This window comes from Methylovorus sp. MM2 (genome assembly GCF_001648895.1).
In the GTDB taxonomy this organism is placed as follows: Bacteria; Pseudomonadota; Gammaproteobacteria; order Burkholderiales; family Methylophilaceae; genus MM1.
The window spans coordinates 686046-710361 of the sequence record NZ_LXUF01000001.1 but is presented as its reverse complement, the minus strand read 5'-3'; the positions used below and the strand labels follow the sequence as shown (position 1 = coordinate 710361).

Here is a 24316-nt window from a genome sequence, read left to right as displayed (position 1 = left end):
GGAAATGCTGGCAGAAAGGCCTTAGCGTCAGGCCTTCGTCACTAGAATATCCTCCATCATCAAGTATTCAAGATCACACCCATAAAACATATTGAGCGCGTCTTCAGGGCTACAGATCATCGGTTCGCCACGGCGGTTCAATGAGGTGTTCAACACCACAGGCACACCGCGTAAACGCTCCAATTCTTCAATGAGTGCGTAATAACGAGGATTAGTCTCTTTAGTAACAACTTGCGCGCGCGCAGTACCATCCTCATGCACCACTTCTGGAATACGTGGTTTCCAATGGTCAGCCACATCGAACGTGAACGTCATATAAGGCGCAGGATGGTTGGTCTGCAAGATATCCTCAGCCACCCGATCCAACATGCTTGGGCAAAATGGGCGCCATCTTTCACGATACTTGATCTGCGCATTGATGCGATCTGCAACACCGGGGTGACTTGGATCACCTAAGATGCTACGGCAGCCTAGTGAACGCGGTCCAAATTCCATGCGCCCTTGAAACCACGCAAGCGGATTACCTGCTGCCAACAACTCAGCAGCTTTGATAGCCCCATTATCAACACGTTGGAATTCCGGTTTTTTAGGGTGGCTTTCACAAGCAGCAGCACATTCCTCATTTGTAAAGGATGGTCCGAGATAGGCATGGCGCATCGGCTCGACCGTCTCACCGACATCTGCAGCAACAAAACTTGCAGCCCCTAATGCCGTGCCCGCATCGCCAGAGGCGGGTTGCACAAATAGTTCTTTTACATGCGGCATCGCAATGATGCGCTGATTCAATTTGACATTAAGTGCCACGCCGCCGGCCATCGCAATACGTCCCGTCTCGCGGATGATATCGCCTAGGTAATAGTCGATCATCTGCAAAGCGACATCTTCAAGCAGTTGCTGCACAGAGGCTGCGTAGTGAATGTACGGATCATCGATCTCATCGCCTTCACGCTTAGGGCCCAACCATTCGATCAATTCTGGCGTGAAGTAATAGCCTTTACCTTTTTCTTTGTAACGGCGCAGACCGACGACATTGACGAAATCCGTATTGATCTTCAATTCACCATCTTTAAAACTGACCAGACGTGATAGATCGTATTTGCTGGCATCGCCATAAGGCGCCATGCCCATGACTTTAAATTCACCATCGAGCATCTCAAACCCAAGATACTCGGTGATTGCACCATACATACCGCCCAGTGAGTCAGGATCATAGAACTCCTTAATCTTGTGTATCTTGCCATTTTCACCGTAGCCGAAGAAAGTAGTGGCGTACTCACCCTTGCCATCAATACCGACGATGGCTGTTTTTTCCTTGAATCCGCTTAGGTGGTAGGCACTACTCGCATGCGCAAGATGATGTTCGACTGGCACAAAACGCGCTTTATTAATGCCAAGATCGGCCATTAACTTCAATGACTTGTCTCGGTTACGGCGGAAACGGCGATTACCATTGAATATGGCGTCTAGTGCGCGATCAGGCGCATACCAGTAGCGCTTAGCATAATGCCAGCGCGCCTTTGATGTCAGCGGGATCTCTGCGTAAGGAAAAGCAACGATATCGACTTGGTCAGGCGTGATACCAGCCTCTTTCAAACAGTATTTTGCAGCCTCATAAGGAAATGTGTTCTTGGCGTGCTTATCGCGAGTGAATCGCTCTTCCTCAGCCGCAGCGATAATTTTCCCATCAACCAGAATAGCCGCAGAGGAGTCATGCCCCAAAGCCCCAGACAAACCTAAAATAATCATTACTTTTTTCGCCTTACCTTGTTGCGACACCAGAAAGCGTTAACAATCTGGCATCCTTGTATATGTCATTAAATGCATCTAACAGCAATTGCCGAACCTCCGGCTGATGCTGCCAGTTTCTCATAAATCGGCGTATATCACGTATATGCTGACGCTCGAACATCCATCGGTAACGATACTCACGCATACTATCCAGATCGATCAGCAACGGTTCGTTGCCGACTATCTTGATGTTGGTTGCCTTAAAATCACCATGCGTGATTTTAAGCAAATTCAGCTTATAAAACATCGATGCGATATTTCTGGCTGCATTTTTTTTATCCGCCCAACTTTCTGCGCTACTATCTGCAGCAGAAAAATATTCTGCGACATCAGGCGCAGCGATATTCTCGGCTAACAAATAAGCGTGCCGTCGAACAATGCCAAAACGACACTCCAGAAGCGCGATGGGCGGCGCTGTAAGGATACGATACATCTGCAAACGGTGCGCATTTGTCCATGACTTAGCGGCACGACTGACCCTGAATGCGCGTCCTAATGCATGCCAGAAACTTTTGATATTGTATCGTTTAACGACGATTTCATCGGCACCAATTTTGGTCAAGGCAACGGTACAGGTATTTCCACTTTTCAGCTTTTGGCTATTAGCTGACTCAAGAAGAGCATCAGGGTCGATTAAGGCATCTAACAATTGCGGATGATAGAACTTGCTAGAAACTGCCAAGAACCGCTTAAAAGTCCTGCTCACTGAAACATCGGTACATTGCCGAAAAACTTTTTTATCGGCATATCCCTTTACTACTGCTTGGCGATGAGACCATATATCGTGTTTTAAAGAACGCTCATCAATCAAAAGCTGTTTTTTACGTGCACTTAAATACGTTGCAACTAACTCATGGCACCAAGCCTCGCATTCCAACACATCAAATTTGGACATTAATACAGCAAGATTCCTTAGTGCGCATTTATCTGTGAATATGTTTGGTAAACGCTTAATTGCATCACCATCGATCGTATATATCTTTTCACCTTCTACTAGAAAGTTCTTCAGGTATAAATCCGTCTGCAAAATGCCTGCATTGTGGTGATAGGCAACCTCACGAACCAACGATTGCGCCAATAAAAACCGTTGCCCATCTTTCAGTGTCTGCCAGATATCTTCGGCATTCTGGCTTTGCGCTACAGCAGCAAAGATAAGGATTTTCGTGTGCTGGTCAACATCAGCCCCATGATAAAGCACTGCCGGAGTATTGACTTTCGCTTGCTCTAAAAGCTTGACGCCCTGAAGGTCACGCTCAGCGTAACGGTATCCACTCTTACCTAGGAAAATCTTGGCATATACAGCCTGACCACGCCATTGCCCGAAACAAACAATACGCCGCCCGGGCACCCGCCTAACGATGCGTGACGATTCCAGGGTAGATCCATCAGCAAGACCAAGGTGGAATTCGCCTAACCCTGTACGCGACAACGCAATCAAATCTGCATTGATATCTTTTTTAAGCACAAGTGGAACCCCGTTGCGAGCGCTTATAGATCAAACGACAGAGAAATTTATGCCAGCGATTCAAGCGCTTAACACCAAGATATTGCTTGAAAAAATAGAGCCGTTTGGTACGACTCCAAAACACTGCATGACGGTTCAAAGCAGCAAGATCGATATACGTACGATAAAAATCCCAAAACGTAATGCGTGATTTCTCAAGGTCGATCACCGCTACATCAGCTGGTTTATCGGCATTTAGGCGTACAAAAATATGTTTTGGATAGAGTGCGCGATGCTGTACGCCAGCAACGTGCAACTTACGCACCATGATAGCGACAGCATCGATTAGTACACGTTGTGTTTTCTGGGAAGGCATACCATTAGCAAACATTTGCTCCGTCACTTGATTAAGGGGCAAATAATTCGTTAAAGCCTCTGTCATCAGGATAGCTTGCTGATCACTGTTCACTTTTCTTTTAGCGAAGAATACGGGCTTGGGTGCGGGCACAGCCTGTGTTTGCAGGTAAAGCAGCATACTGAACTCCCGCAAAAATGTCGGTACACCCGCAATAGGATGACGTCCCGTACGCCGTTGATGATTCTGCTGACGTTTTAGGAATACAGCATAATCCGTTGCATTAGCCTCCGGCAACGCAACTCGATTTACGCCGCTCCATCCACCACGTCGTTGGTTAGGTGGTTCAAACCACTCCCCTTGGTAATCCCAGACAGAATCAAAATTATCCAGCCGATGTGCCGCCAATAACTGCGCTTTATCGGGTGCGATATACACCGTCACCTTAAAATTCTCCCACAGATTTACTTAGGTGTTTTGGCATGAAATTTCACGTACAGTTTATCTGCCCGTGCACGCACTTTATGCCAGAAAGATTTTTCATCATCAAAAATATCGCGTAATGGTTTTTGACGATATGCGCGTAAGAACCGCAGGTAATCACGTGTATTCAAACCGATATCCATTGCCGAGAAATATAGCGCCGCTATATCTTTCATACGATCCTTCGGCTTGATCGTATCGCGAATACCCACCCGGTGCAGATCGATAAGGTATAGATATATCTCACCATGATTCAGTTTTGGGTTATCAAGGCAAAAATGGCAGATATAAAAATCACGATGATTCATCCCATTGTCATGCAAGGCTCTAGCGATCTTAGCGACCTCGAGAATCAGCTTTCGCTTAAAGCTTTCGGGGGGAGGATTTTTCTTCCACTCAAACCCAATATCCTCAAGCGAGGTGATATCGCCAAGGTCACGGGTTACTACAAAGGACTTTTGCGTAGCAGGGTTAAAGCCACGCTCGCCATAAGCGACCCCTTGCGTGGTTGGGATACCTATCGAGTCAAACGTCTGGATCGCCTGCCACTCAGTCCCGGCACCGATGATGGGTAAACGAAATGTCGTCAAGTTCTTGAATATCTCGCCCCAGCCCACGCCGAAATGCTGCTTGATGAAATAAGACTGGCCCGCCAAATCGACTTTGATCGTTTTTCTACCCGGCATATCGCGAAAAACTTCGCCATCCATCGCCATCAGCTTGGAAAAAGTATCGCCTTCAGGCAGCGCAGTTTTAATTTCAGGGGCGATGAATTCGCGTTGAGCCGTTTTTTTCACTGACATCAATCTACCTCGCTTGATGATGCCATCTGTTTTGCCATTTTCTTTTCTGCGGCCAATCGTTCGATCAAATCCGCCTCATAAGTAAGGGATGTCGTATCAGCAATATTTTGGGTATACCGTTTCCCCGCATCGCTAAACTCATCCAACAAGCGACGATCAAGCATCTTAATTAAAGCCGCATCGCAGTCTGACTGTTGATATGGAGAAGCCAACACGATACCTGCCTTCGCATCAGCCACATGAAAAGCATATCCACAATTGCCAGTGACCAAGACAGGCAAACCCGCAGTCAAAGCCTCTACGATCACAAGACCAGCCAGTTCTGAGCGCGCAGGATGGGCTAACAGATCAGCTCCCATCATTAATTCGGGTATATCAGTGCGGCCATCAGTGACGATCACGCGACTGGCGACTTTTAACTTTGCAGCAAGATCACGCATGCCTTCAGGCTCATCCTCACCAACAGCGAGCAACCAGGTTTTTGATCTAATCTCATCAGGCAGTTTGGCTAATGCTTCGATAGCACGATCAAGGCCTTTTCTGACAAAAGCCGACCCGACAAAAAGAACCACATTCGCATCTTGTGGCAGCTTGAACTCGTGCCTTAATCGGGAGCGTGCATCCTGGCGTACGATATTGGCAAATCGTTCTACAGGGATATTGGGTGGTAACTGATGAAAGCGTGAGTCTTCAGTGTGATACCAGCGCTTGAATACAGGTTTCTCAATTGGCGAAAGTAATAAGATGTGGCAATGACTCTTCTGACGCATCACGTATCTTTCACTATCAGCAAAGAAACGATAGCGCCCGCCCAGTCTATACCACCATGAACGATCAAGATGCGCGCGCTCTTTAAAACAGGGGTCTGCTGCGTAATAAGCATCTAACCCAAACATTCGGTTAAACCCTATGACAAAGTCTGGCTTATCGATGTGAACGCGCTCCAGCATTTCGTCGATCAAATATTGGTGACGTTGATGATTGAATATACCGCGTTGAGGCAGTATTACGACATTGATGGAAGCATCTGGCATATCACCCCGCCACTGGCCAGTATAGATAGTGACCTGATGCCCTTTTTTAGCACAATCGGATGCGATTCTCAGCATATCGCGCTGTACGCCACCAAAAGGGAAATACTTAAAAATGAGAAAAGCGAATTTCAAGCTGATAGGTTACCTACTAATAATTCGCTAATTGTATGCGAAAATACGCATTATGCCGCGTATCCTGATCATCAAGACATCCTCTATGGGGGATGTCATCCACAATCTGCCCGTTATTAACGATATTCATGCAAATATTGCCAATACTTCTATTGATTGGGTGGTTGAGGAGGGATTTCAAGATATACCGAGACTACACAGCAAGGTTGATCATGTGATTCCTGTTGCGATTCGCCGTTGGCGCAAGCAATTGTTTAATAGATCGACATGGCAAGAGATTGCGGTATTTAAAAAACAACTATCGCAGCATACCTATGATGTAGTACTAGATACGCAAGGTTTATTCAAAAGTGCCTTCATTAGTTATATGGCGAATGGTCCGCGTTATGGGCAAGATAAAGCATCTGCACGTGAATCTTTATCCGCTTGCTTTTATCATCACACATTCTCTGTACCCCGCGAACAGCATGCTGTTGCCCGTAATCGTCAACTCGCCGCTCTTGCTTTAGGTTATCCATTACCAAAAACGCCACCAGATTATGGGTTGAGCGTTGGCGAGATCACCAACAGCCACATTACTGAGTTGATAGATGGCGACTATATCGTAGGGCTACATGCTACAAGTCGCGATAGTAAGCTTTGGCCGATCGAACACTGGATATCATTAGGTAAAACCTTATCGGCACAAGGTATTCAGTTGCTTTTGCCTTGGGGCAACGACAGCGAACATCATCGTGCGAACATCATCGCAGCATCAGCACCCAAAGCCACCGTATTGCCAAGAATCAAGATTCAACAGATCGCAGCGATACTCGCAGGCGCAAAAGCAGCAGTCGGTGTGGATACGGGATTGATCCATTTGGCTGCCGCATTGAACTTGCCGACAGTAGCTATTTACACCGATACGCAACCCGCATTAACGGGGGTATTAGCGCAACATATCGACCGTGCGATCAATCTCGGCGGAGAAGGTCAAATACCAACGCCGGAGCTCGTACTAAACACCTTAAAAACGCTTATAAATCAATAACGCTAACGACTGAGTCAACGCCAATATATTTGGCTCTTGTAATTCTTTTAACTAACCCCATCTTTTATTTTGTTACATCATTAACAGGGATTGTCATGCAACAAGAAGACCAAAACCCAGAGATCAATCTGGAAGAAAACGAACATAGCGGTGCTGCCGGCTCATTAGATGAGCGCTTCGCCGAGCTGGAAGCACAAATCGCTGAGCAACAAGCTGCCGTACTTTACGCAAAAGCGGAAGGCGAGAACATTCGCCGCCGTGCAGCCGATGATATCGATAAAGCGCGTAAATTCGCACTTGAGAAATTCTCTGGCGAACTACTTGCTGTAAAAGATAGTTTAGATGCAGCATTAAGCGTTGAGTCGGCGACTGTCGAAAGCTATAAAAACGGCGTTGAGCTGACCGTCAAACAATTAAGTAGTGTGTTCGAGAAGTTTCATATCGTGGAAATTAACCCGCTACATGAGAAATTCGATCCGAACAAACATCAAGCCATTAGCACAGTAGAATCCGATGTTGAGCCGAATAGCGTCATCAGCGTATTACAAAAAGGCTACACCCTGAATGATCGTGTATTGCGCCCTGCACTTGTGATGGTAGCCAAGGCAAAAGCGTAATAAAAACAAATAAATAATGGATTAGCTTGAAATATAAAACCTAATCCCCACTTTCAGAACATCGGTATTACTTTAGAAAAAATTACGAGGAAGACATTATGGGAAAAATTATTGGTATTGACTTGGGCACGACTAACTCCTGCGTTGCAGTGATGGAAGGCGGCAAGCCACGCGTGATCGAAAATGCTGAAGGCACACGTACGACACCATCGATTATCGCTTATCAGGATGATGGCGAGATTCTGACGGGTGCTCCGGCAAAACGTCAGGCAGTGACCAACCCTAAAAATACGCTATATGCAGTAAAACGTTTGATCGGCCGTCGCTTTGAAGAAAAAGAAGTGCAAAAAGATATCGGCCTGATGCCTTACACTATCACGAAAGCTGATAACGGTGATGCATGGGTAGAAGTGCGTGACGAGAAGCTGGCACCGCCACAAATCTCTGCTGAAGTGCTGCGCAAGATGAAGAAGACTGCCGAAGACTACTTGGGTGAAGAAGTCACTGAAGCGGTTATTACGGTACCGGCATATTTCAATGATAGCCAACGCCAAGCAACTAAAGATGCTGGTCGTATCGCTGGTCTTGAAGTAAAACGTATCATCAACGAGCCAACTGCTGCTGCACTTGCTTTCGGTTTAGATAAACAAGAAGGTGACCGCACGATTGCCGTTTATGACTTGGGCGGTGGTACATTCGATATCTCCATCATCGAGATCTCTGAGATAGATGGTGAACACCAGTTCGAAGTGCTATCAACCAACGGTGACACATTCCTTGGTGGTGAAGACTTTGATAATCGTTTGATCGATTTCTTGGCTGATGAGTTCAAGAAAGAAAATGGTCTTGACCTGCGCAATGACTTGTTGGCAAAACAACGTCTAAAGGAAGCAGCAGAAAAAGCCAAGATCGAATTATCTTCAAGCCAGCAAACTGAAGTGAATCTGCCATATATCACAGCAGATGCGACTGGCCCTAAGCACTTGGTCGTTAAAATCACACGCTCAAAATTCGAGAGCTTGGTTGAAGACCTGATCGAACGCTCGATCAAACCTTGTGAAGTTGCCCTGAAAGATGCAGGTATTAAGCTTGCTGATATTCAAGACGTGATCTTGGTTGGTGGTCAGACACGTATGCCTAAAGTGCAAGAGAAAGTAAAAGATTTCTTCGGCAAAGAGCCACGTAAAGACGTGAATCCTGACGAAGCTGTTGCTGTTGGCGCAGCGATTCAAGGTGGCGTATTACAAGGTGATGTGAAAGACGTATTGCTATTGGACGTAACACCGCTTTCATTGGGTATCGAAACATTAGGTGGCGTGATGACTAAGCTCATCAAAAAGAACACTACGATCCCAACCAAGGCATCGCAAGTATTCTCTACAGCTGAAGATAATCAATCTGCTGTGACGATTCAAGTGCTGCAAGGTGAACGCGAGATGGCTGCTGGCAACAAGAGTTTGGGTCAATTTAACCTGAGCGATATTCCACCAGCACAGCGTGGTATGCCACAGATCGAAGTAACTTTTGATATCGATGCTAACGGTATCTTGCATGTATCTGCAAAAGACAAAGCCACTGGCAAAGAGAACAAGATCACGATCAAGGCAAACTCAGGTTTGTCTGAAGAAGAGATCAAGCGCATGGAAGAAGATGCAGCTCTGCATGCGGATGATGACAAGAAACTGCGTGAATTGGTCGATGCACGCAATGGTGCAGAAGGCATGATCCATAGCGTGAAAAAATCACTTGGCGAGCATGGTGACAAATTGGATGCAGGCGAGAAAGAAAAGATCGAAGCTGCAATCAAGGATGTTGAAGATGTCATCGAGAGTGAAGACAAAGACGCGATTGAAGCCAAGACCAATGCATTGATGGAAGCTTCTCAAAAGCTGGGCGAAAAAGTCTACGCGGCAAGCCAAGCAGAAAATGCTGAGCCTGATGTATCGCAAGCAGAACCTCAAGGCGAGAAAACCGTTGACGCAGAAATCGTTGATGCGGAATTTGAAGAGATCAAAGACGACAAGAAATAAGTCTTTAATCGACGTATGCAAATAAAGCGCACTGTGTAGAATCTTACACAGTGTGCTTTACTGCTTAAACGACGCAGTATCAAAACAACGAACATTGAGTTTCTAAAGGCTCCACAACAATGGCAAAACGCGACTACTATGAAGTTTTGGGCGTTAATCGCGACGCTTCAAGTGAAGACATAAAAAAATCCTATCGCAAACTTGCGATGAAGTACCACCCTGACCGTAACCCGGATAATCCAAAGGCTGAAGAAAGCTTTAAGGAAGCAAAAGAGGCTTACGAGATACTGTCTGACGATCAAAAGCGCTCCGCATTCGATCAATATGGTCATGCAGGCGTCGACCCAAGTGCTGGCCCAGGGCCGGGTGGTCAAGGTTTTGGTAATTTCTCCGATGCGTTCGGCGATATCTTTGGTGATATCTTCGGCGGTGGGGGTGCTGGTGGCGGTCGTCGCTCGAATGTCTACCGTGGTGCTGACTTGCGCTACAACATGGAAGTCTCGCTGGAAGATGCCGCAAGAGGTACTGAAAGCAAGATCCGTATTCCAGTCATGTCTGAGTGTGAGACATGCCATGGTTCAGGTGCACGCCCTGGTACACAACCCGTCACTTGTACGACCTGTGGTGGTCATGGGCAAGTGCGCATGCAACAAGGCTTCTTCTCTGTACAGCAGACCTGCCCGAAATGTCATGGTAGCGGCAAGATGGTGAAAGAGCCCTGCCCCACATGTACCGGTGCTGGCCGCATCAAGCAACACAAGACCTTGGCAGTCAAGATACCTGCTGGTGTAGATGAAGGCGACCGTATCCGTTTATCGGGCGAAGGCGAAGCTGGGGTCAATGGTGGTCCACCGGGTGACTTATATGTCGTTGTACATCTAAAACCACACAAGATATTCCAACGTGAAGGCAGCAACCTGCATTGCGAGATGCCGATCAGCTTCACAACGGCAGCATTGGGTGGCGAGATCGAGATTCCGACACTAGATGGTCATGCAAAAATGAAGATTCCTGCCGAGACACAAACAGGCGCGGTATTTCGTTTACGTGGCAAAGGCATCAAACCGTTACGCGGCAATGAGAATGGTGATTTGATGTGCCATGTGGTCGTTGAAACGCCAATCAAGCTTACAGATCGGCAAAAAGAGCTATTGCGCGAAATGGAAGAAATCAATCAACAGGATTCCGGCAAACACAGCCCACGCAATAAGGGCTGGATGGATAAAGTAAAGGATTTCTTTGAATAAAATAAACCCGCATATGCGGGTTTATTTTTATCTAGCATCAAACTTCTACGAAGTTTGCTCTTTGATTTTTTCTGCTATCTTCTGCTGGACCAGAGGCGAAACGAACTTGCTCACATCACCACCCAAGAGCGCGACCTCTCTCACGAGACTTGCTGAGATAAACATGTATTGCTCTGCGGGAGTGAGAAAGAGCGTTTCAAACTCTGGGAACAGCTTACGGTTCATGCCCGCCAATTGAAATTCATATTCAAAATCTGATACCGCACGTAAACCACGAATTACTACCCGTGCGCCTTGCTCCTGCACAAACCGCATGAGCAATCCGGAGAAGCCGACCACTTTCACATTAGGGCAATCACTCAGAGTATTCGCCGCTAATTCGACTCGCTCATCCAAGCTGAAAAAAGGTTTTTTGCCAGGATTCTGTGCCACGGCCAGGATCACTTCAGAGAACATACCTGCGGCACGGCGCACGATATCTTCATGTCCGCGCGTGATCGGGTCAAAGGTGCCGGGGTAAACGACTTTAAGGTTATTCTGCAAACTATGTCACTCGTTGATCAATTCGTCAGTCTTGGATTTTAACAGGTGATAGAAAACATTGCCTGCTTTGCCTTGTTTGGTGACTTGCCAATCAGCATCATCCAAGACCGCATATTCAGCTTCGACATAAATGAGGCCGTCTTTTGCCAAATGTGCGCTTATAGCTGGCAGCAACTTCGCCAGCCAGCCTTGGTTATAGGGAGGGTCAAGAAAGATAACATCGAATAAGCGTTTATCCTGCGAGAGAAACTGCATGGCATCCAAGTGATTGATCTGCACAGGCTCTGCTTTTAGAAGCTTTTTATTTTCCAGCAGTGCTTTATAGGCAGGCAAGGCTTTCTCTACCATGACGACTTCTTTTGCGCCGCGGGAGCGCGCCTCAAAGCCCATCACGCCGGTGCCAGAGAATAGATCAAGACAAATCAGGTCATATAGATCCTGCCCTAGCCAATTAAACACCGTCTGGCGCACACGATCGGGCGTAGGCCTTAACCCGGGTAGATCAGGAAAAGTAAGTAGGCGACTGCGCCACTCGCCGCCACCGATTCGCACTTTATTATTGGCGCTCATTATCTTTTACTATCACCAGATAGAGGTTTCTCTATTTAATTCGCGCCGCCAGCCACAATCACTGTGACCATTTTGTCAGGGTTCACCCTGCGGCTAAAGGCATCTTTGATCTGTGCGGCAGTAACTTTATTGATCTGCTCATTAAAATCATCCAGATAGGTCAAAGGCAGTTTATAAAACCCGATGACTGCAAGGTAATCCAGAATCTTGGCATTGCTATCCAAGCGTAATGGAAACCCGCCGGTGATGTTCTGTTTCGCAGCCTTGAGCTCTGACTCAGTGACACCTTTATTGATGAAGTTAGCCAATGTTTCGCGCACCAACTTCAAAGCATCGTCAGATTGCTCACGTTTGGTCTGCAAACCGATCTGGAATGGCCCAAGTTGTGCCATAGGTAAAAAATAACTATATACGCTATACACGAGACCACGCTTCTCACGCACTTCCTCTGTCAGGCGAGAAACGAATCCACCGCCGCCAAGAATATAATTGCCGACATACAGCGGGAAATAGTCTGCATCACCACGCTTCACACCAGGGTAGCCCAACAAGATATGAGACTGCTTGGCAGGATGCGCGATGCGCTCTTCTGATGCCTGCTCAGGATAAACAACCTCAGGAATGGCAGCAGGTTTCTCAGCAGAAGGTAACCCTGATGAGATGCTTTCAGCGATCTTTTCAGCCTGATCACGACTTATATCGCCAATCAAGGCAATGACTGCGCCTTTGGCGCCATAATAATTTACATAGAATTTCTGCAAATCCTCACGCTTGATCGGTGCCACTGTTTCAGGCGTACTATCCAAGCCATAAGGGTGATTAGCATAAAGCGCCTTCATAAAAGCATCACTGGCGATACTTGCTGGTTGAGTTGCAGCTTCTTTCAAGCTAGCGATCACACGTGATTTTTCACGGGTAAGCACCGCTTCAGGAAAGTCTGGCTTTTGCAGAATCTTGGTATAGATACCTAGTGCTTTTTCAAACTCTGGTGCGCTGCTCAATGAGCGTAGTTTGAAGCTGGCCATATCAGAATCGATATCGCCACCAAGCTGTGCGCCAACCTCTGCCAGACGCTGTGCTATCACCTCATCCGATAATCCGGCAGCGCCTAATGTCATCAAATATCGCGTCATGCCAGCGACACCTGCTTTTGGCTGATCATCCCGCGCATTACCCGCAGAGAAATTCACACTTAGATCAATAATAGGCAGATCATGGTTCTCAACAAAATAGACTTCAGCGCCATTGCTGGTTTGCCATTGCTGAATATGGACGCCAGCTTGCACCTGCAAGCTGGCCAAGGAAGCAACTGCCACCAGCGCTTTTAAGAAACGATTAATGAACATGTGGCTTGCCTTTAGGTTTATTGTCATTTTGGTCTATGGGTTGCGGATCGAGCGTTGCGATCGTCAGTGCATCTTGCACCAGATATTTCTTGGCAACAGCCTGCACCTGCTCAGGTGTAACGGCTTGCAGCTTTGCCGGATAATCTTTCAGATTCCTCCAAGAAAAACCTATCGTCTCAAGCTGACCGATCTGCATCGCTTGGTAGAACATGGAATCCCGTTGGTAAACATCGGAGGCGATTACTTGCGCCTTTACACGCTGCAACTCTTCTTCGGTCACACCGGCGTTCTTGATCTTATCGATCTCTTCTAGCAAGGCAGTTTGCAGATCATTGACTGTCTTACCTTCGCTAGGTGTGCCATCCAGCTCAAACAAGCTCGTTTGTCCACGTTGTACCAAGTCATAGCCAGCATCGACATCCACAGCGATCTGCTGCTGGCGAACCAGATTCTGGCTAAGCCGCGCAGAGGAATTGCCATTCAGCACACCAGAAAGTATCTCCAGCGCATACGGCTCCCAATCTTTATCTGCATCCTGCAATGCAGGTACGTGATAGCCCATGAGAATATAAGGAAGTTGTGCTGGCGCTTTGACTACGATTCGGCGTTCACCCACCTGTTGTGGCTCAACCTGCGGTTTGCGCTCAGGCAGTTTATGAGGCTTTATTGGCCCAAAATACTGCTTTGCCAATTTATATACGTCTTTTGCATTTACATCGCCGACCACAACCAACACGGCATTATTCGGCGCATACCAGTTTTGGTACCACTCGCGCGCATCTTCAACCGTCATGTTCTCAAGGTCATTCATCCAGCCGACGACGGGGCGTCCATAAGGATGCGCTTGAAAAGTCGCAGATTGATATTGTTCAGCTACCAGCGCCTGCGGTTTATCATCGGTACGCCATCTGCGTTCTTCCATCACCACTTTGATCTCTTTAGAGAACTCTTCTTTGGTCAGTTGCAGGTTCGCCATGCGATCTGCTTCAAGTTTAAAAGAAAGTGGGAGTTTGGATTTTTCCAGCTGCTGGTAATAGGCAGTGTAATCACGGCTGGTAAATGCATTCTCGCGCCCACCTGCGGCTGCGATCAATCTTGAGAATTGCCCTGCCGGCACGGCCTTTGTGCCTTTGAACATCATGTGTTCTAACACATGGGCAACGCCTGTTTTACCATTTACCTCATCGATACTGCCGGCTCGATACCAGACTTGTGAAACTACTACGGGTGAACGGTGGTCTTCTTGAACAATGATTCGCAAACCATTATCGAGCTTGAATTCCTCGGTTGCGGCATGCGCCGCGATGGGCAACATAGCCAGTACAATCAATAGCCTTAACACTTTGGTGATACTCCTCATAAACCGGGACATTTTTTGAACATTATAGCTGGCAGATACGATGCCTTGAGCCAGATGCACGTCTTTTATTATGACAGTGATACAGAATCACCGACTGTGACCTTTGTAAATGATTGTTAGTTCGTGGCGTGGCGCTTTGAATACGACTAAAATACCCAATAATTAATAAATTAAGTCCTGCATGTTCGATTTCCTGAAAAAAGACAAACCAACCGACACTCAATCCGTGATAGCCCCGGCCGTTGAATCGACCACGTCATGGACAGAGCGCCTGAAACAAGGCTTGGCAAAAACACGTAGCCAACTCGGCAACCAGCTGACAGGGTTGTTTGGCGGCGGCAAGATTGATGACGATGTCTATGAAGAGCTTGAGACTATTTTGCTCACCTCAGATGTCGGCGTTACCGCGACACAAGCATTACTTGAACAGATCAAACTGCGCGTCAAACGACAGAATCTGAATGACACAACCCAGCTTCGTCAGGCACTGAAAGACTCTCTGCTTGAATTACTCGCGCCATTAGAAAAACCGCTGATCACATCAACCGCCCAGCCTTTTGTCATTATGCTGGCTGGCGTTAATGGAGCAGGCAAGACCACAACGATAGGCAAACTGGCTAACCTATTTCAGGCACAAGGAAAATCCGTATTGATCGCAGCGGGCGATACATTCCGTGCGGCTGCGCGCGAGCAGTTGCAAGCTTGGGGTGATCGTAATCAAGTACATGTCGTCGCGCAGGAAAGCGGTGACCCCGCAGCAGTGATTTTCGATGCAGTGAATTCGGCAAAAGCCAAAGGGATTGATATCGTACTGGCCGATACCGCAGGCCGTTTACCCACGCAACTGAACCTGATGGAAGAAATCCGCAAGGTACAACGTGTCATCGACAAAGCATTACCCGGCGCCCCGCATGAGATACTGCTGGTACTAGATTCAAACACAGGCCAAAATGCAGTATCGCAGGTCAAAGCGTTTGATGATGCCTTGGGTGTAACTGGCTTGGTACTTAGCAAACTGGATGGCACCGCAAAAGGTGGGGTCATTGCCGCCATTGCACAGTCGCGCCCGATACCCATACGTTTTATTGGTATTGGCGAAGGCATCGGCGATCTGCGTCCGTTTAATGCAAATGAATTTATTGAGGCGCTATTCTCATGATCAGATTTGATCAAGTCAACAAACGTTATCCCGGTAGTTATGAAGCGCTCAAGCATATATCGCTTGAGATCACGCAGGGCGAGCTCGTATTTTTGACTGGTCACTCTGGCGCTGGCAAGAGCACGCTTTTAAAACTGATTGCAGGCATCGAGCGGCCAACCAGTGGCACTGTGCTTATCAATAACCAGAATGTGAGCAAACTGCGTACTGCTGCATTGCCATACCTACGCCGCAAGTTTGGCTTGATCTTTCAGGATCACAAACTACTCTACGACCGTAACTGCTTCGATAATGTCGCCCTGCCGCTATATATCAACGGCGTTACCGGTAGCGAAGCAGGCAAACGTATTCGTGCGGCATTGGATAAAGTCGGCTTGCTAGGTAAGGAAAAATCCATGCCGATCACATTATCAGGTGGTGAGCAGCAACGCTTGGCTATCGCCCGCGCAGTAGTCAGCCGCCCATCTATTTTGATTGCCGATGAGCCTACCGGAAACTTGGATGAAGAATATGCGTCTGAGATCATGTCGATCTTCTACGCATTCCAACAAGTGGGTGTCACTATCGTCATTGCAACGCATGACGTACCGCATGTGGAAAATTCCAGAACACTCACATTGAACCACGGGGAACTGCAAGCATGAAGCAATGGCTGAACCAACATGCACAGGCGTTGCAGCTCGTACTCAAGCGCATGCTTAGTAATAAATTGTCGACCCTGATGATGTTTTGCGTCATGGGTGTAGCACTCTGCCTACCCGGCATACTCTATGTCATCGTTGATAATCTGAATCGATTAGCTGGTGACGTACAAGGCGAGCCGCAAATCAGCCTATTCCTGAAGCTGGATATCCAACAAGACACTATCAAGACATTGGATGAGCAACTTAGCAAACACCCTGATATCAAAACCTATAAGTTTGTAAGCAAGGATGAGGCATGGCGGCAATTACAGTTGACCTCAGGTACCGCGAATATCGCCAACAACATTGAAAAGAACCCATTACCAGATGCCTACTTCGTCAGCCCGAAAAATATAGACCCTGACACGATAGAACGACTGCAAAAAGAGATGCAGGCATGGCGCGGTGTTGAGATTGCACAGGCAGATGCCAACTGGATAAAGCGTCTCTACTCGCTGTTGGAGCTGGGAGAGAAAGCCATATGGTCACTCGTGATCTTGCTAGGCTTTGCGCTTGTGGCAATCATCGGCAACACGATTCGTCTGCAAATCATGACGCAACGGGAAGAAATTGAAGTCAGCAAACTGATAGGCGCAACTGACAGTTTTATCAGGCGCCCATTCCTTTACGCTGGCGCGTTATATGGCTTGGGTGGCGGGCTTACCGCATTGATCCTCCTGCTTGGCATTGTGAGTCTGTTTAACTATTCAATCGCCGATATCGCAGAACTGTACGCAAGTGATTTCCACCTTGCCCTGCCTACGCTGATTGTCACGCTGAGTATGATAGCTAGCGCAATCGGCTTAGGTTGGATCGGCTCTTATACTGCAGTCGGACGCTCACTCTCGCAATTTAACGCTCACTAAAGACTCGTTTGAGCCAACTGAATAACTTAGCTAAGTAATATCGATACTTTGTCACAACCATCCCAAAATGCAGACCTGACATGGGTGCTACCGCGTCGTGGCGATCGCTACCTGAATATCCGCATCAGCCGTAACACGCTGATCGCGGCGATTATCTCGATCCTTGTCCATGCGATTTTGCTATTCTGCTTTTTCCCCAGAACGCCTTTAATGCAACCGGAAGGTACTGCTGCACCAAGTGATGACATCGTCGTACAGCTAGGGCCACCGCCATCAAAACAAGCCGCGCCCCCACCTCCAACTGAAATGCCCGTTGTACAACCAACACCCAAGCCCAAGCGCCCGACGAAAGCACCTGCCCCGAAGACACCCCCGGTCATGGCGGTAGAAAAACCACAACTAAAAACACGGCCTATCCCGCCAGAAAAACCACCTGTACCAGACTCTGCAGCGCCAACCGATATGATGTCTTACGTGAATGCTGCAAGGGCGCGACGCCAAAGTCAGGAGCAGCTTGCCACCAGCGAGAATGCCGCCGCCGTGTCAAAAGAACAGGGGCCATCAGAAGAAGATAGGCGTGATGCCATCATCAAGCGCAATCTGCAAGGGCGTGATGGCAATGGCGGTATGTTCACCATACTGAGTAAAAACAGCCGCAGTGCCACAATCAGCTTTAACGGCTGGAAAGGCGATTACAGCATTGCAAAACGCGAGACTTACCAGATCGAACCAGGTGCAGATGGCGACATCAACCGCGCAATCGTCCGCCGCGTCATTATGCGTATTCGTCAGGATAATCCGGGTGATTTCCCTTGGGAATCTTACCGTTTAGGTAGAACGGTTACCCTCTCGGCCCGCGTAGAAGATAATGCTGGCTTGGAGGAGTTTCTGATGGAAGAATTCTTTGGTGCACGCGGCAGGTCATTCGCACCATAACGCCCGCACTTAAAAATCTGTATTACCTAAAAATTCTGGCTTCCTTTTACTGTCATTGCGTGCCAAGTTATTTAAGACCAGATGATTAAGGCCAAGTAAGGTATCGCTTATATTCCCAATCACTGACTGATCGGCAATAGTCTATCCACTCCGGCTTTTTAGTTGCCAGATACTCGGCTACATATGCCTCACCTAATGCTTTAGTAAGCGCAGCATCAGCATTGAGCGCAGTCAAGGCTTCGCCCATTGTTTGCGGTAAAGTTTTGACGCCCCGCTTCTCGAACTCGATTTCCGGCCATTCGTAGATGTCTTCATCTATCGGTGCTGGCGGCACTAGTGCTTGCTCGACACCATCGAGCATGGCAGCAATCGTAGAGGCGATGACCGCGTAGATATTGCTGCTACCATCACTTAGACGAAACTCGATACGGCCAGCGACTACGCGCGCTACGGTAGTCCGGTTATTGTATCCCCAGGCAATATGGGCAGGTGCCCAAGTAGTACCAGAGAGCGAACGTCCAATCACAAGGCGTTTATAAGAATTCACTGTGGGCGCATGAAAAGCCGCAAGTGCTGGACTATGAGCCAGCAAGCCGGCAATGCATTGCCGCCCGGTTTGGGAAAGGCCATGTGAATCTGTTTTATCAGCCATCACTGGTTTACCCTGCGCATCAGTCATTGACAGGTGCAGATGCAAGCCGCTACCAGGTCTGTCTGCGAAAGGTTTGGGCATCAGCGTAAAAGTAAGACTAGCTTGCTCGGCGATATAATCCGCCGCCATTTTAAACAGGATAAAACGGTCAGCCGCAGTGAGTGCATCGGCATAATGGTAGTTAAGTTCATATTGCCCGCTGGCGTCTTCATGGTCGATCTGGAACACATCAAAGCCGCAACCAGTGAGGCCAATCTCAATAAGATGCAACACATCACGTACACGAGCAAGCGCTTTCAGGTCGTAAGAAGGTTTATCCAGATCATCGATTGGACTTGGGCATGGCCTGCCATGGGCATCTTTTGTCACCAAAAAAAACTCCGGCTCGATGCCGACATTGAGCGTCCAGCCGCGCGCTTCTAGACGCGCTATCTGCTTGAGTAAAAGACGCCTTGAGCAACCATCAAAGGCTTGCCCATCAACCACACCGCTACAGACGATGCGCGCGTAGCCCGGCATCCATGGTAAAGCCTGCAATGTGGCCAGATCACCCTGTCCGTAAAATTCCGAACGCGGGCCATTACGGGGTAAACCAGTACCCCAGATAGATGGGCCAGCAAAACCAGCACCTGATTCAAGAATATCCTGCAAATGAGATAGCGGAATATATTTGCCTTTGGCTGAACCGTGAATATCGACAAATTGCGCGATAATGGTATGCACGCCCTGATTGGCAAGGTCTTTTTTAGCAGCTTCAACGGCTGCGGTTTGATGATGATGGTTTGTTGTCATTTGATTAGTAATTCGATCAGGCTTTCGCTAGTGCCCGATCAATAATATCCAGCGCTTCATCAAATATCTGATCTTCCGTTGTCAGCGGATAGAGAAAACGGATGACATTGGCGTACACGCCGCAGGTCAGCAGAATCAGGCCTTCTTCCAGTGCAGCCTGTTGCACACGTTTGGCTGCATCAGACGATGGCTGATTGGTCACAGGATCAAAAAATTCTGCGGCGATCATGGAACCCAAACCCCGGATATCTTTCAATGCAGTTACTTTGGATTGTGCCGATTTAAGTCTCGCCGTGAGTTTTTGACCCAAATCGTTTGCGCGCTTAATCAGCTGCTCTTCTTCAAGAATATCAATCACCGCGTGGGCGGCAGCAATCGCTAGCGGATTACCCGCGTAGGTACCACCCAGACCACCTGGCAAAGGCCCATCCATGACTTCGGCTTTACCGCAAACAGCAGATAAGGTCATGCCACCCGCCAAGCTTTTTGCCATCAACATGATATCTGGTATCACATCGTAATGCTCCGCTGCGAACAGCTTTCCTGTGCGGCCAAATCCCGTTTGTACTTCATCGAACACCAGCAAAATACCGTGCTCATCGCACTCATTGCGCAGGGCTTGCATCAACGCTGGTGGCGCAATATAAAAGCCACCCTCACCTTGCACTGGTTCAATCATGATGGCGGCAACGCGTTTGGGGTCGATATCAGATTTAAACAATGTATGTAGCGCGTTAATTGAATCTTCAACGCTGACACCATGAAGGTCGATCGGGAATGGCACGTGATACACATCGGATGGAAACGGACCAAAACCGACTTTATACGGCACCACTTTCCCAGTGAGCGCAGAAGCCATGAGAGTACGTCCATGAAAAGCGCCTGAAAAAGCGATAACGCCTGGACGACCGGTACTGGCTCGCGCAATTTTTACTGCATTTTCTGCCGCTTCTGCACCACTGCTGAAAAAACAGGTTTTTTTGGCATGCGTGCCGGGAGTCAGTGCATTGATACGTTCAGCCAGTGTCACATAGCTTTCATAAGGCAGTACTTGATAGCAGGTATGGGTGAATCGCGCTAACTGTGCCTCTACCGCTGCAACTAGCTTGGGGTGTCTATGTCCGGTATTAAGCACCGCGATTCCGCCTGCAAAATCGATGTAGCGGCGACCTTCTACATCCCACACCTCGGCATTGAGCGCTCGGTCTATGAAAAAATCGGCCATCACACCTATACCTCGCGGCGTTGCAGCCAAGCGACGCTGGTGCAAATCCTGATTGCTGATGAGTGTATCTGTGACTTTATTCATAAATGACTTCCTTGAGACTTGCTTATCTGCTGACATCGTCAGGCTTTTGTGCAGGCAACCTGAGGTTAAGGCTTATTCAAGTTTGATCCACGTTGTCTTGAGTTCGGTGTACTTTTCCAATGCGTGCAAGGATTTATCGCGGCCATTGCCCGATTGTTTATACCCGCCAAAAGGTACGGTAATGTCGTCCTCATCATAACTGTTCACATGCACTGTACCTGCCCGCAAAGCTTTCGCCACCAAATGCGCACGCGAAATATCGCGCGTCCACACTGCAGCAGCCAGCCCATAGTGAGTTGCATTGGCAATGGCTATCGCTTCTTCCTGCGTATCGAATGTGATGATGGAAAGCACGGGGCCGAAGATCTCCTCGCTAGCAATCGTCATGTCGTTGCTGACATCATCAAAGACTGTGGGTTGCACATAAAAGCCGCCAGTTTCACTACGTGCACGCTCGCCACCAGCACGCAATTTAGCACCTTGGGATTTGCCGCTTTCTATATATTTCAAGACATTTTCCAGCTGGCCGCCATCTACAATCGCGCCCATATTGGTACTAGCATCAAGTGGGTCACCTGGTTGGTAATCCGCAAGTTGCGCCAGCACTTTTTTGACGAATTCGTCTTTGATGGAGCGCTCAACCAGCAAGCGTGATGGCGCATTGCAGCTTTCACCCTGATTATAGAAAATCGAACCGGCTGATGCCGCTGCGGCCTTATCCATGTTTGGACAGTCGGCGAATACAATGTTGGGTGACTTGCCACCCAATTCACACCACGCACGCTTGAGATTGCTCTGCCCCGCCATCACCTGAATTTTTTTACCGACGCCGGTTGAACCAGTAAACGCAATGCAATCAACATCCATATGCATGGCAAGCGGTGTACCTGCATCAGGGCCAAACCCCGGCACCACGTTAAGTACGCCAGCGGGGATGCCAGCCTCTATTGCCAGATCACCCAGACGCAATGCAGTGAGTGGGGATTTTTCAGAGGGTTTTAATACGACACTATTCCCTGATACCAGAGCTGGGGCGATCTTCCAGCAGGCCATCAATATCGGGTAATTCCACGGCACAATCGCGCCGACTACGCCCAACGGCTCACGCGTGATCATGGCCAATGTATTTTCAGCGGTGGGTGCGATCTCATCATAAACCTTGTCAATCGCCTCACCAAACCAGCGCAAAGAATTCGCTGCCGAGTTCACATCCACGGCAAGACTAGCCGAAATGGGCTTGCCCATATCCAGCGTTTCTAGCAGCGCAAGTTCTTCGCGATGTTTAATTAACAGATCGGCAAATCGAATCATGGCCTGTTTGCGCTCACGTGGCGAAAGACCAGCCCAGCGTCTGTCATCAAATGCTGCGCGTGCAGCACTCACTGCAGCATCAATATCAGCTGCCTGACCACTGGCAACATCGGCAAGCTTGCGATTATCAATCGGCGAGAAACAGGCAAATGTCGCGCCACCAATCGCATCGACACGCTTGCCATCGATAAACGCGCGGCCATCAATCTTTAGCACCAAAGCACGTGTGTGCCAATCTATTGTCGGTTGAATCGGTGCATTTGCATTCATCGTCATTGCTCCTTAAAAGCCTGCTGTCTGAATATCTTGTGGCATTACAGCCCAGCCATACATACATATTTAATTTCAAGATATTCATCAATGCCGTGGTGTGAACCTTCGCGCCCCAGACCGGATTGTTTAATACCGCCAAATGGCGCGACTTCATTAGAAATGATGCCTGTATTCACACCAACCATGCCGTATTCGAGTGCTTCTGCCACCCGCCAGATACGCTCAATATCGCGACTGAAAAAATAGGCAGCAAGACCAAATTCTGTTCGGTTCGCCAGTTCAACCACTTCATCATCTGTTTTAAAGCGGAACAATGGCGCGACTGGCCCAAAGGTCTCTTCGCGAAAAATCATGGCATCCGGGCTGACATCAGCCAACACAGTGGGTTCAAAGAAAGTGCTGCCGAGTGCGTGCCGTTTACCGCCCTGAACCAGACTAGCCCCTTTGGCGACCGCATCCGCGATATGGCTCTCGACTTTTTCTACAGCGGCCTCGTCTATCAACGGTCCTTGAGTAACGTCAGCCAAAGTGCCCTCACCCACTTTGAGCTGGCTGACTTTTGCGCTAAGTTTTTTCGTGAATACATCAAAAATGTCATCCTGCACAAATAGGCGGTTGGCACAGACGCAGGTTTGTCCGGCATTGCGGAATTTGCTGACCAGTGCACCTTCGACCGCGGCATCAAGATCGGCATCATCAAATACAATAAATGGCGCGTTACCACCAAGCTCAAGTGAGAGTTTTTTAATGGTATCGGCGCATTGGCGCATAAGAATGCGGCCAACTTCGGTAGAGCCTGTAAACGAAAGTTTGGTCACCACCGGGCTCTCGCACAGGGCAGCCCCTATTTCACGCGCATCACCCGTAATGATCTGCAACACGCCTGCGGGAATGCCCGCTTCTTCAGCCAATACGCCGAGCGCAAAAGCTGAAAGCGGCGTCTGCTCTGCTGGCTTGATAATCATGGAGCACCCCGCTGCCAATGCAGGTGCCGCTTTACGCGTGATCATGGCAGTTGGAAAATTCCACGGAGTAATCGCCGCAGTGACGCCGATAGGTTGTTTAATCACCAGCAGTCTGCGGTCACCCATCGGAGTTGGAATCACCTCCCCATAGACACGTTTAGCCTCTTCAGCGAACCATTCGATAAAGCTTGCCCCATAGGTAATTTCACCACGCGCCTCAGCCAATGGCTTGCCTTGCTCGGCTGTAAGTAAGCGTGCTAGGTCTTCGCGGTGCAAGATAATCAGCTCAAACCAGCGCTTGAGAATGACGGCGCGCGCCTGTGCGGTTAATGCTTTCCATGACTTCTGTGCAGCAGTTGCTGCAACAATCGCGCGCTCGGTTTCGGCACGCGCCATCATCGGCACGTTGGCAATCACTTCACCATTGGCCGGATTAGTCACAGCGAAAGTCTTACCTGAATCGGCACCTACCCACTGCCCGGCTAGCCACGCAGTTTCATTTTTAAGTAGTGCGGTATGCGTTAATACGGGGGGCATTACATCTCCTGAACTGCTTTTTTGTAGAGGCCGCTATGGGCTTCTTTATTA

At 48.4% G+C, this 24316-nt stretch carries 21 protein-coding genes; 8 read left to right on the top strand and 13 right to left on the bottom strand.

What is annotated here, in order from left to right:
* Positions 1-27: 27 nt before the first annotated feature.
* Genes A7981_RS03260 through A7981_RS03240 form a run of 5 tightly spaced genes read right to left on the bottom strand, consistent with a single transcriptional unit; the run spans position 28 to position 6039 of the window.
* Complete coding sequence (locus A7981_RS03260; protein ID WP_067263950.1) at positions 28-1746, bottom strand: carbamoyltransferase; 1719 nt, start codon at positions 1744-1746, stop codon at positions 28-30.
* Between the two features lie 13 nt (positions 1747-1759).
* On the bottom strand, positions 1760-3253 hold the full coding sequence (locus A7981_RS03255; RefSeq protein WP_082889193.1) for a lipopolysaccharide kinase InaA family protein: 1494 nt from the start codon (positions 3251-3253) through the stop codon (positions 1760-1762).
* Positions 3246-4025 (bottom strand): lipopolysaccharide kinase InaA family protein, encoded by a 780-nt coding sequence (locus A7981_RS03250; RefSeq protein ID WP_254258487.1) that lies wholly within the window; start codon positions 4023-4025, stop codon positions 3246-3248. The genes A7981_RS03255 and A7981_RS03250 overlap by 8 nt, the downstream gene beginning before the upstream one ends.
* A 26-nt stretch (positions 4026-4051) precedes the next feature.
* A complete protein-coding gene (rfaP, locus tag A7981_RS03245) occupies positions 4052-4873 on the bottom strand; it encodes a lipopolysaccharide core heptose(I) kinase RfaP (RefSeq protein ID WP_082889192.1) in 822 nt (273 codons plus the stop codon).
* Positions 4873-6039, bottom strand: a complete 1167-nt coding sequence (locus A7981_RS03240; RefSeq protein ID WP_067263946.1) for a glycosyltransferase family 4 protein — start codon at positions 6037-6039, stop codon at positions 4873-4875. The genes rfaP and A7981_RS03240 overlap by 1 nt, the downstream gene beginning before the upstream one ends.
* A 52-nt stretch (positions 6040-6091) precedes the next feature.
* Between A7981_RS03240 and waaC the strand changes: the two genes are divergently transcribed.
* The 4 genes from waaC (at position 6092) to dnaJ (ending at position 10963) form a co-directional block, all read left to right on the top strand.
* Positions 6092-7069 (top strand): lipopolysaccharide heptosyltransferase I, encoded by a 978-nt coding sequence (gene waaC, locus A7981_RS03235; RefSeq protein ID WP_067263943.1) that lies wholly within the window; start codon positions 6092-6094, stop codon positions 7067-7069.
* A gap of 95 nt (positions 7070-7164) precedes the next feature.
* Entirely contained in the window at positions 7165-7686 is a 522-nt protein-coding gene (gene grpE, locus A7981_RS03230) for a nucleotide exchange factor GrpE (RefSeq protein ID WP_067263939.1), read from the top strand.
* A 98-nt stretch (positions 7687-7784) separates the two neighbouring features.
* A complete protein-coding gene (dnaK, locus tag A7981_RS03225; protein ID WP_067263936.1) occupies positions 7785-9716 on the top strand; it encodes a molecular chaperone DnaK in 1932 nt (643 codons plus the stop codon).
* 119 nt (positions 9717-9835) lie between these two features.
* Complete coding sequence (gene dnaJ, locus A7981_RS03220; protein ID WP_067263933.1) at positions 9836-10963, top strand: molecular chaperone DnaJ; 1128 nt, start codon at positions 9836-9838, stop codon at positions 10961-10963.
* Between the two features lie 45 nt (positions 10964-11008).
* On the opposite strand, the gene coaD is transcribed toward dnaJ, so the two are convergent.
* From coaD to A7981_RS03200, 4 genes are read right to left on the bottom strand one after another with little or no spacing between them, the layout of a single operon-like run.
* Entirely contained in the window at positions 11009-11506 is a 498-nt protein-coding gene (coaD, locus tag A7981_RS03215) for a pantetheine-phosphate adenylyltransferase (RefSeq protein ID WP_067263930.1), read from the bottom strand.
* Between the two features lie 6 nt (positions 11507-11512).
* A complete protein-coding gene (gene rsmD, locus A7981_RS03210; RefSeq protein WP_067263928.1) occupies positions 11513-12076 on the bottom strand; it encodes a 16S rRNA (guanine(966)-N(2))-methyltransferase RsmD in 564 nt (187 codons plus the stop codon).
* A gap of 35 nt (positions 12077-12111) precedes the next feature.
* Positions 12112-13422 carry a pitrilysin family protein gene (locus A7981_RS03205; RefSeq protein ID WP_067263925.1) on the bottom strand — a complete coding sequence of 437 codons (1311 nt, stop codon included), beginning with the start codon at positions 13420-13422 and terminating at the stop codon, positions 12112-12114.
* On the bottom strand, positions 13412-14782 hold the full coding sequence (locus A7981_RS03200) for a pitrilysin family protein (RefSeq protein WP_067266442.1): 1371 nt from the start codon (positions 14780-14782) through the stop codon (positions 13412-13414). The genes A7981_RS03205 and A7981_RS03200 overlap by 11 nt, the downstream gene beginning before the upstream one ends.
* A gap of 181 nt (positions 14783-14963) precedes the next feature.
* Between A7981_RS03200 and ftsY the strand changes: the two genes are divergently transcribed.
* From ftsY to A7981_RS03180, 4 genes are read left to right on the top strand one after another with little or no spacing between them, the layout of a single operon-like run.
* Positions 14964-15941, top strand: a complete 978-nt coding sequence (gene ftsY / locus A7981_RS03195) for a signal recognition particle-docking protein FtsY (protein WP_067263923.1) — start codon at positions 14964-14966, stop codon at positions 15939-15941.
* A complete protein-coding gene (gene ftsE / locus A7981_RS03190) occupies positions 15938-16585 on the top strand; it encodes a cell division ATP-binding protein FtsE (protein ID WP_067263921.1) in 648 nt (215 codons plus the stop codon). The genes ftsY and ftsE overlap by 4 nt, the downstream gene beginning before the upstream one ends.
* Entirely contained in the window at positions 16582-17490 is a 909-nt protein-coding gene (ftsX, locus tag A7981_RS03185) for a permease-like cell division protein FtsX (protein WP_067263919.1), read from the top strand. Before ftsE ends, ftsX begins: the two co-directional genes overlap by 4 nt.
* A 48-nt stretch (positions 17491-17538) precedes the next feature.
* On the top strand, positions 17539-18426 hold the full coding sequence (locus A7981_RS03180; RefSeq protein WP_082889191.1) for a cell envelope integrity protein TolA: 888 nt from the start codon (positions 17539-17541) through the stop codon (positions 18424-18426).
* Between the two features lie 85 nt (positions 18427-18511).
* On the opposite strand, the gene glnT is transcribed toward A7981_RS03180, so the two are convergent.
* The 4 genes from glnT to A7981_RS03160 all read right to left on the bottom strand — a co-directional run bounded on the left by glnT (position 18512) and on the right by A7981_RS03160 (position 24265).
* Positions 18512-19870 carry a type III glutamate--ammonia ligase gene (gene glnT / locus A7981_RS03175; RefSeq protein WP_067263912.1) on the bottom strand — a complete coding sequence of 453 codons (1359 nt, stop codon included), beginning with the start codon at positions 19868-19870 and terminating at the stop codon, positions 18512-18514.
* Between the two features lie 16 nt (positions 19871-19886).
* Positions 19887-21179 carry a 4-aminobutyrate--2-oxoglutarate transaminase gene (gene gabT / locus A7981_RS03170; RefSeq protein WP_067263909.1) on the bottom strand — a complete coding sequence of 431 codons (1293 nt, stop codon included), beginning with the start codon at positions 21177-21179 and terminating at the stop codon, positions 19887-19889.
* Between the two features lie 72 nt (positions 21180-21251).
* On the bottom strand, positions 21252-22760 hold the full coding sequence (locus A7981_RS03165; RefSeq protein ID WP_067263905.1) for an aldehyde dehydrogenase: 1509 nt from the start codon (positions 22758-22760) through the stop codon (positions 21252-21254).
* 44 nt (positions 22761-22804) lie between these two features.
* Positions 22805-24265, bottom strand: coding sequence for an NAD-dependent succinate-semialdehyde dehydrogenase (locus A7981_RS03160; protein WP_067263902.1), 1461 nt, complete (start codon positions 24263-24265; stop codon positions 22805-22807).
* Positions 24266-24316 lie beyond the last annotated feature (51 nt).

Coding starts and splice junctions, on each gene's coding strand:
- A7981_RS03260 (WP_067263950.1), bottom strand. CDS start 1,746: ATGATTATTTTAGGTTTGTCTGGGGCTTTGGGGCATGACTCCTCTGCG.
- rfaP (WP_082889192.1), bottom strand. CDS start 4,873: ATGTCAGTGAAAAAAACGGCTCAACGCGAATTCATCGCCCCTGAAATT.
- waaC (WP_067263943.1), top strand. CDS start 6,092: ATGCCGCGTATCCTGATCATCAAGACATCCTCTATGGGGGATGTCATC.
- grpE (WP_067263939.1), top strand. CDS start 7,165: ATGCAACAAGAAGACCAAAACCCAGAGATCAATCTGGAAGAAAACGAA.
- dnaK (WP_067263936.1), top strand. CDS start 7,785: ATGGGAAAAATTATTGGTATTGACTTGGGCACGACTAACTCCTGCGTT.
- dnaJ (WP_067263933.1), top strand. CDS start 9,836: ATGGCAAAACGCGACTACTATGAAGTTTTGGGCGTTAATCGCGACGCT.
- rsmD (WP_067263928.1), bottom strand. CDS start 12,076: ATGAGCGCCAATAATAAAGTGCGAATCGGTGGCGGCGAGTGGCGCAGT.
- A7981_RS03205 (WP_067263925.1), bottom strand. CDS start 13,422: ATGTTCATTAATCGTTTCTTAAAAGCGCTGGTGGCAGTTGCTTCCTTG.
- A7981_RS03200 (WP_067266442.1), bottom strand. CDS start 14,782: ATGAGGAGTATCACCAAAGTGTTAAGGCTATTGATTGTACTGGCTATG.
- ftsY (WP_067263923.1), top strand. CDS start 14,964: ATGTTCGATTTCCTGAAAAAAGACAAACCAACCGACACTCAATCCGTG.
- ftsE (WP_067263921.1), top strand. CDS start 15,938: ATGATCAGATTTGATCAAGTCAACAAACGTTATCCCGGTAGTTATGAA.
- ftsX (WP_067263919.1), top strand. CDS start 16,582: ATGAAGCAATGGCTGAACCAACATGCACAGGCGTTGCAGCTCGTACTC.
- glnT (WP_067263912.1), bottom strand. CDS start 19,870: ATGACAACAAACCATCATCATCAAACCGCAGCCGTTGAAGCTGCTAAA.
- gabT (WP_067263909.1), bottom strand. CDS start 21,179: ATGAATAAAGTCACAGATACACTCATCAGCAATCAGGATTTGCACCAG.
- A7981_RS03165 (WP_067263905.1), bottom strand. CDS start 22,760: ATGAATGCAAATGCACCGATTCAACCGACAATAGATTGGCACACACGT.
- A7981_RS03160 (WP_067263902.1), bottom strand. CDS start 24,265: ATGCCCCCCGTATTAACGCATACCGCACTACTTAAAAATGAAACTGCG.